The organism is Lysobacter sp. ISL-50 (assembly GCF_018612875.1).
Taxonomy (GTDB): domain Bacteria; phylum Pseudomonadota; class Gammaproteobacteria; order Xanthomonadales; family Xanthomonadaceae; genus Lysobacter.
The window spans coordinates 339,727-347,698 of record NZ_JAGGRI010000020.1; the positions used below are offsets into that span (position 1 = coordinate 339,727).

Below are 7,972 nucleotides of genomic sequence, written 5' to 3' on the forward strand. Positions count from 1 at the left end.
ATCGCCGGAGCGAAAAGCATCGGGGCTGAAGCCCCTCCCACAAGAGCCACAAAAGAATTCGCGGTTTCGATCACGCGCCCAGCAACTGCGCTGGCCCGGGCGCCCGCGCCTGCCGGCGCGAGCGCAACCAGTCGGAGAACCGCTCCATATACAGATAGATCACCGGCGTGGTGTACAGCGTCACCAATTGCGACACCAGCAGACCGCCGACGATCGATACGCCCAGCGGGCGCCGCAGTTCGGCGCCGATGCCGTTGCCCAGCGCCAGCGGCAGCGCGCCCAGCAGCGCGGCCGCGGTGGTCATCATGATCGGGCGGAATCGCAACAGGCAGGCGCGGCGGATGGCGTCGGCCGCGCTCAGGCCGGTGCGCTGCGCTTCGATGGCGAAGTCGATCATGATGATCGCGTTCTTCTTGACGATGCCGATCAGCAGCACGATGCCGACGATGCCGTCCACCGACAGGCTCATCCCGCACATCATCAACGCCAGCAACGCGCCCACGCCGGCCGGCGGCAGGGTCGAGATGATGGTGACCGGGTGGATGTAGCTCTCGTACAACACGCCCAGCACGATATAGATCACCACCACCGCCGCCAGCAGCAACACGATCTCGTCCGACAGCGACGCGGAGAACTCCGCCGCCTTGCCGATCAGCTGGCCGCGTATCTGCGGCGGGAACTTCAGCTCGCGCTCGACCTCGGCGATGGCCTCCACCGCCTGCGACAGCGAGTAGCCCGGCGCCAGATTGAACGACAGCGTCACCGCCGGCAGTTGCTGCTGATGGCTCACCACCAGCGGCGCGCTGGTGACGCGGGCACTGGCCAGCGACGCGAGCGGGATGGCGCCGCCACCGCCTATCCGGAAGCCGACGTTGCCGGTATCGCCGATGCCCGAAGGCGTGGCCGAGTTGCTCGAACTGAGCTGGCCGTAATCGGTGGCGTTGCTGCCGGTGAGCGCGCCGTTGCCGTTGCCGCGCACGGTCAGCTGGTTGAGCAGCGCCTCGCTGGTGCGGAACTGCGGCCCCACTTCCATCACCACGCGGTACTGATTGAGCTGGGTGAAGATGGTCGAAATCTGGCGCTGGCCGAATGCGTCGTAGAGGGTGTCGTTGATGGTCTGCATCGGCACGCCCATGCGGCTGGCCTTGGCGCGGTCGATGGTCAGATCGAGCGCGTTGCCCTGCGCGGCCAGATTGTTGCCGACATCATTCAGCTCCGGCCGCTGGCGCAGGCGCTGCGTCATCGCGGTGGCGTAGCCCGCCAGCTCGGCGGCATTCACCGCCGACATCGAATATTGGTACTCGGTGGCGGCGACGCGGCTGTCGAGGGCAAGGTCCTGCACCGGCTTGAGATACAGCGCCACGCCGGGAATGTCCGCCACCGCCCGCTGCAGCCGCGGCAGCAGCGCGTCCAGTCCGTCGCGCTCGCCGCGATCCTTCAGCACGATGCTCAGCTGCGCCTGATTGAGCGTGGGATTGACCGAACCGGCGCCGATGAACGCGGCCACGCCGGCCACGCCGTCCTGCTTGCGCAAGGCGTCGGCGACCGCGCGGGTGCGCTGCTGCATCTGCGCGAAGGCGACGTTCTGGTCGGCCTGGATCACCCCGGCGATCAAACCGGTGTCCTGCTCGGGCAACAGCCCCTTGGGGATGATCGCGTACAGGATCACGGTCAGCGCCACGCTGGCGGCGGCCACCGCGATGGTCAGGCGCTGGTGGCCCAGCACCCAGTCCAGCGAGCGCTCGTAGCCGCCGACGATGCGCGCCCACGCAGTGCGCCGGCCGCCGGCGGCGGCGCGCTCGTGCGCCTCGTCGCCGTCCGGCAGCGCTTCGCGCTTGAGCAGGTAGGCGCACATCATCGGCGTCAGGGTCAGCGACACCAGCATCGAGATCGTCACCGCGATGGTCAGCACCCAGGCGAACTCGTGGAACAGGCGGCCGGTGACGCCGGGCATCAACAGCAGCGGCAGGAACACCGCGACCAACGACACCGTCAGCGACAGCACGGTGAAGCCGATCTGCTTCGCGCCGATTTCCGCCGCCTCCTTGCTGCTCTTCCCCTGTTCCATGTAACGCACGATGTTCTCGACCATCACGATGGCATCGTCGACCACGAAGCCGGTGGCCACCGTCAGCGCCATCAGCGACAGGTTGTCGAGCGACATGCCGGCGAAGGCCATGACGCCGAAGGTGCCCAGCAGCGACAACGGCACCGCCACCGACGGGATCAGCGTCGCCCACACGCGGCGCAGGAACACGAAGATCACCCCGACCACCAGGCAGATGGTCAGCACCAGGGTGAACTCCACATCGTCCACCGAGGCGCGGATGGTCACGGTGCGGTCGGCGAACACGTCCAGATGCACATCGGCCGGCAGCACGCCGCGCAGCTCGGGCATGATCCGCTGGATGCGCTCCACCGTCTGCACGATGTTGGCCCCGGGCTGGCGGCGCACGTCCAGCAGCACCGCCGGCTTGCCGTCGGCCCAGGCGGCGAGCTGATCGTTCTCGACGCCGTCGATCACCTGGGCCACGTCGGCCAGCCGCACCGGCGCGCCGTTGCGGTAGCTGATGACGGTGTTCTTGTACTCGGTCGCATCGCGCAACTGGTCGTTGGTGCCGATGCTGTAGGACTGGGTCTTGCCGTTGAGCGTGCCCTTGGGCGCGTTGACGTTAGCCTGGGTGAGCGCGCTGCGCACGTCCTCCAGCGTCAGGCCCAGATTGGACAGTTGCGCCGGATCGACCTGCACCCGCACCGCCGGCCGCACATTGCCGGCGATCGACACCAGTCCCACGCCCTGCACCTGCGAGAGCTTCTGCGCCAGGATCGAATCGGCGTAGTTGTTGATGTCGCGCAGCGGCAGGCTGTCGGAGGTCAGCTTGAGGGTGAGGATCGGCGCGTCGGCCGGATTGACCCGGTTGTACACCGGCGGATACGGCAGATTGCTCGGCAGGATGCCCTTGGCCTGGCTGATCGCCGCCTGCACGTCCTGGGCGGCGACGTCGATGTCGCGGTCCATGTTGAACTGCAGCACGATCGTGGACAGGCCCGCGGACGAATCCGAAGTCATCATCGCCAGACCCGATATCTGGCCGAAATTGCGTTCCAGCGGCGTGGTCACCAACGCCGCCATCGTCGCCGCGCTGGCGCCGGGGTATTGCGTGGTCACGACCAGACTGGGCGCGTCGATCTGCGGCAAGGCCGACACCGGCAACTGCCGATAGCCCAGAACGCCCAGCAGCATCACCGCCACCACCAGCAGCGAGGTGGTGATCGGGCGGCGGATGAAGAGAGTCGAGAATCCCATGGCGTGGTCAGTGCGCGGCGGCGATGGGAGCGGCCGGCGCCGCCGCTTCGCCGGGCTTCAAGGCCTTGACCTTGCTGCCCGGCTTGAGCCGGAACTGGCCCTCGGTGACGATGCGCGCGCCCGCGGCGAGGCCTGAGGCGACCATCACGTGGCTGTCGCCGACTTCGCCCGCCAGCTTGACCGGCTGCATCTTCACCGTCTGGTCGGCCTGCAGCAGATAGACGTAATCGCCGTCGGGACTGCGCTGCACCGCCTGCGCCGGAATCACCAGCCCGCCGGCCACCGTGCGCAGCTTCAGCCGCACGTTGACGAACTGCCCCGGCCACAGCGCGCCTTGTTCGTTGACGAACACCGAGCGCAGCTTGAAGGTGCCGGTGGCGCTGTCCACCGTGTTGTCGATGACCTCAAGCGTGCCGCCCTGGGCGACGGTATGCGCGTCCACGCGGTCGAGCGCATCGACTTCCAGCGCCGCCGCGCCGCGGGCGGCGCTGCGCACCATATCCAGGTTCTGCTCGGGCAAGGTGAAGCTGACGTAGATCGGCCGCACCTGGGTGATGGTGACGATGTTGGTGCTGGTGGTCACCACGTTGCCCGGATCGACGCCGCGAATGCCGGCGACGCCGTCGATCGGCGAGACGATACGGGTGTAGTCCATCTGCACCTTCGCGTTCTGGATCGCCGCCTGATCCGCCGCCACCTGGGCCTCGTTCTGGCTGACCGTATTGCGCTGGGTGTCCAGATCGATCCGGGACACGTACAGGCTGTACTTGGGATCGGAGGAGCGCTGGTAATTGCTGCGCGCGGTCGCCAGCGCGGCCTGATCCTGGCGCAGCTTGGCGGTGGCCTGATCGTAATTGGCCTGGGCGTTGCGCGGGTCCAGTTGCGCCAGCAGCGCGCCCTTCTTCACTTCCTCGCCTTCCTTGAAGTTGATGCTCAGCAATTGCTGCCCGCCGATCTGCGGATTGACCGCGACGCTGTTGCGCGCCTGCACGGTGCCCTGGGCGAGCAGATACACCGGCACGTCCTGGCGCGAGACCGGCTCGACGGTGACCGGGATCGGCGTGGCGTCGGCGCCCGCCTGCGCGCCGGGGCCGGCATCGGCCGAGGACGTGTGCAGCACGCCCATGGTCGCCACTGCCATCACGACCACGACGGCGGCGATCAACGCGATCTTGCTGAAACGCGACATGAAACACTCCTGGCATGCATGAGGCAGGTGGCGCATCCGCCGGCGGCGGTCGGCGCGCACCTGTCGTTTATCAAGGCCCCGCTACAACGATTTGAAATCCGGCGAAAACCTGGTGTTTGAAGCGAAGACTGTGAGCGTTCACCCTTTTCGAAACCGCGCGAACATCGCCTGCGCCAGCCCCTGCGCCTTGAACGCGCGCCGGGCCGCGCGCTTCTCGCGCCGCTGCGCCTTGCGTTGTTTGCGATCGTGGTTCCACAGGTAAATGGCCGGCGTGCTCAGCAGGGTCAGCAGTTGCGACACCAGCAGTCCGCCGACGATGGCGATGCCCAGCGGCTGACGCATTTCCGCGCCCACGCCGAAGCCGATCGCCAGCGGAAACGCCGCGCCGGTCGCGGCCAGCGTCGTCATCAGGATCGGGCGGAAACGCACCAGCGCCGCCTCGCGTACCGCCTGCAGCGGGCTCAGGCCGCGCTCGCGCTCGGCGGTCAGGGCGAAATCGACCATCAAGATCGCGTTCTTCTTGACGATGCCGATCAGCAGCAGCACAGCGATGATCGTCATCAAGGTCACCGGCGTCTGGGTGACCAGCATGGCCAGGAACGCTCCCACCGACGCCGCCGGCAGGGTCGACAGGATCGTCAGCGGGTGCTCCAGGCTTTCGTAGAGAACGCCGAGCACGATGTACATCGCCGCCACCGCCGCCAGCAGCAGGATCAGGCCGTTGGATTGCGCCGATTCCATGCGCAGATTTTCGCCGGTCAGATTCAGACGGATGCCGGCCGGCACTCCGGCCTTGCTCACCGCCTGCCGGATCAAGTCGGCGCTGCGATCGGGAGTGACGCCGTCGGCGAGGTTGTAGCTGATCTTCACCGATTCGAGCTGGTTGTAATGGCTGATGCTGGCCGCGGCGATGTTCGGCTCGATCCTGGCCATCGTCGACAACGGGATCATTCGTCCGGCCGGGGAGCGCACATAGGTGTTGAGCAGCGCATCGACACTGAGCCGGCCTTCGTTGGACGAAGTCAGCACCACCCAATACTGGTTGATATCGGAATAGATCACCGACACGGTGCGCTGGCCGAACGCGCTGGACAGGGCGGAGTCGACATCGGCCATGCTGATGCCCAGGCGGCTGGCGATGTCGCGATCGACCTTCAGCATCTGCTGCTTGCCCACCGCGTCGTAGCTGCTGCCGACGTCGCGGAATTCCTTCATCGCGCGCAACTCCCGCTCGACCTTCAGCGCCCACGGCTGCATGTCGCCGCTCAGGCCGTTGACCAACTGGAACGAGAACAGGCCGCCGCCGCTGCCCTTGCCTTCGTCGCCGCCCAGCAACTGCAGCGGGCTGATCACCACCGAGATCCCGGACAGTTTTTCGTAGCGCAGGTTCAGGCGCTCGATCACCTGGCGCAGGCTTTCGCGGCGCTCGCCGGGCCCGGTGCCCAGCGGCTTGAGATCGACGAACATGTTGCCGCCGCTGCCGACCGCGCCGCCGCCGCTGTCGGACCCCAGAATGGTGGTGACGTCGAGAATGGCCGGATCGGCCTGCATGATCGCGATCAGTTCTTCCGCGCGATCGGCCAGCAAGGTCGGCGAGATGTTGGTGTCGGCGCGGAACGTGGCTTGCAGCATGCCGGTGTCCTCCTCCGGCATGAACGCGCCGCCGGCGGTTTCGACCACCGCCAGGGCCAGGCCGACCGTCGCCACCAGCAGCAGCAGCGGCTGCCAGCGCATCAGCCGGCGGTGGCGCAAGGCCCAGTCCAGCGAACGCTCGTAAACGCCGTGCAGCCACCGGTCGATACGCTCCACGCTCGCTTCCAGCTTCGACACCCGCGCCGGCTCGCGCGGCTGCGCCGTCAGATAGCGCGCGCACAGCGCCGGGGTCAGGGTCAACGAGACGATCGCGGAGATGATCACCGCCGCGGCCAGGGTCATGGAGAACTCGCGCAGCAGCACCACCAGCTCGTTGTTGCCCAGCAGCAGCGGCAGGAACACCGCCAGCAGGGACAAGGTGATCGAGACGATGGTGAAGCCGATTTCGCCGATCGCGGTCATCGCCGCGCGCAGCGGCGGTTGGCCCAGTTCCATGTGGCGCACGATGTTCTCGATCACCACGATGGCGTCGTCCACGACGAAGCCGATGCACAGCACCAGCGCCACCAGCGACAACGTGTTGAGCGAATAATCCAGCGCCCACATGGCGATGAAGGCGCCGGCCAGCGACAGCGGAATGCTGAGCATGGCGATCAGGGTGGGCCGCAGCCGGCGCAGGAACACCAGCATCACCGCGGCCACCATGGCGATGCTCAGCAGCAAGGTGATCTCGACCTCGTGCAGGCCCGATCGCACCGTGCCGGTCAAATCGAACATCGGTACCACCTGCACGTTAGCGGGCAAGGCCTGCACCAGCGCCGGCAATCGCTCGCGAATCTGCGCCACGGTGCTGACCGCGTTGGCCTGCGGGCGCTTGCCGATCTGAATCGTCACCGCCCGCTGCGAGCCGAACCACGCCGCCTGGTAGCGGTCCTGCTGGCCGCTGGCGACGGTGGCGACATCGCCCAGGCGCACCGCCGCGCCGTTGCGCACCGCGATCAGCAGATCGGCGAATTCCTTCGGATCGTGCAAGGCGCCGTTGGCGCTGACCGTCATCTGGGTGCGGCCGTCGCTGAGGATGCCTTGCGGCGAGGTGACGTTGGCGGCGATCAGGGCGTTGCTGACATCGTTGGCGGTGATGCCCTTGGCCGCCAGCGAGACCGTATCGAGTTCCACCCGCACCGCATGCGGCGCGCCGCCGGTCACCTGCACCTGGGCCACGCCTGGAATCTGCGCGATCGCCGGCTTCAGCAAGGTATCGGCCAGATCGTAGAGTTTGTCCGGCGGCTGCCCGTCGGAGGTCAGCGCCACCATCAGGATCGGGATCGCGTCGGTGTTGGCCTTGAAATACTGCGGCGGCGCCGGCATGCCCGCGGGCAGATCGGGCGCGGCGTCGTTGATCGCCGCCTGCACGTCGCGCGCGGCCTTGTCGGCGCTGCGGCCGAAATTGAACGACAACTGGATCTGCGCCGCGCCTTCGCCGATCTGCGACTCCATCGACTGCAGTCCGGCGATCCGCCCCAGCCGGCGCTCCAGCGGCGCGGCCACCGTGGTCGCCATGGTCTGCGCGCTGGCTCCGGGCATCTGCGCCATCACCACCACGCCGGGAAATTCCAGCGACGGCAACGCCGCCACGCCGAGCAGCAGATAAGCCCACAGTCCCGCCAGCACCAGACCGATGCCCAGGAGCGACAAGCCGACGGGACGGCGAATCAGCGGAGCGAAAATATTCATGCAACGATCAAAACCCGGTTGGCGTCGTGGATCGCCCGGCCGCCGCGCGCGGAGCCGGCGCGCCGATGCGCCGGCCCGCGCGATCGGCGCGGCGAAAGAAGCCAGTGAGCGCCGCACGGCGCGACGCATCACTCGCAGGGTGGGCGGCG

3 protein-coding genes are annotated in these 7,972 nt (G+C 67.5%); all 3 read right to left on the minus strand.

Translation table 11 applies throughout. The annotated features are described in order from the left end of the window. Window positions 1–70: 70 nt before the first annotated feature. Window positions 71–3,307 (minus strand): efflux RND transporter permease subunit, encoded by a 3,237-nt coding sequence (locus J7J50_RS13750; protein WP_215058680.1) that lies wholly within the window; start codon window positions 3,305–3,307, stop codon window positions 71–73. A gap of 7 nt (window positions 3,308–3,314) precedes the next feature. After that, window positions 3,315–4,496 (minus strand): efflux RND transporter periplasmic adaptor subunit, encoded by a 1,182-nt coding sequence (locus tag J7J50_RS13755; RefSeq protein ID WP_215058681.1) that lies wholly within the window; start codon window positions 4,494–4,496, stop codon window positions 3,315–3,317. Between the two features lie 138 nt (window positions 4,497–4,634). Next, entirely contained in the window at window positions 4,635–7,823 is a 3,189-nt protein-coding gene (locus J7J50_RS13760) for an efflux RND transporter permease subunit (protein ID WP_215058682.1), read from the minus strand. Between the last annotated feature and the right edge of the window lie 149 nt (window positions 7,824–7,972).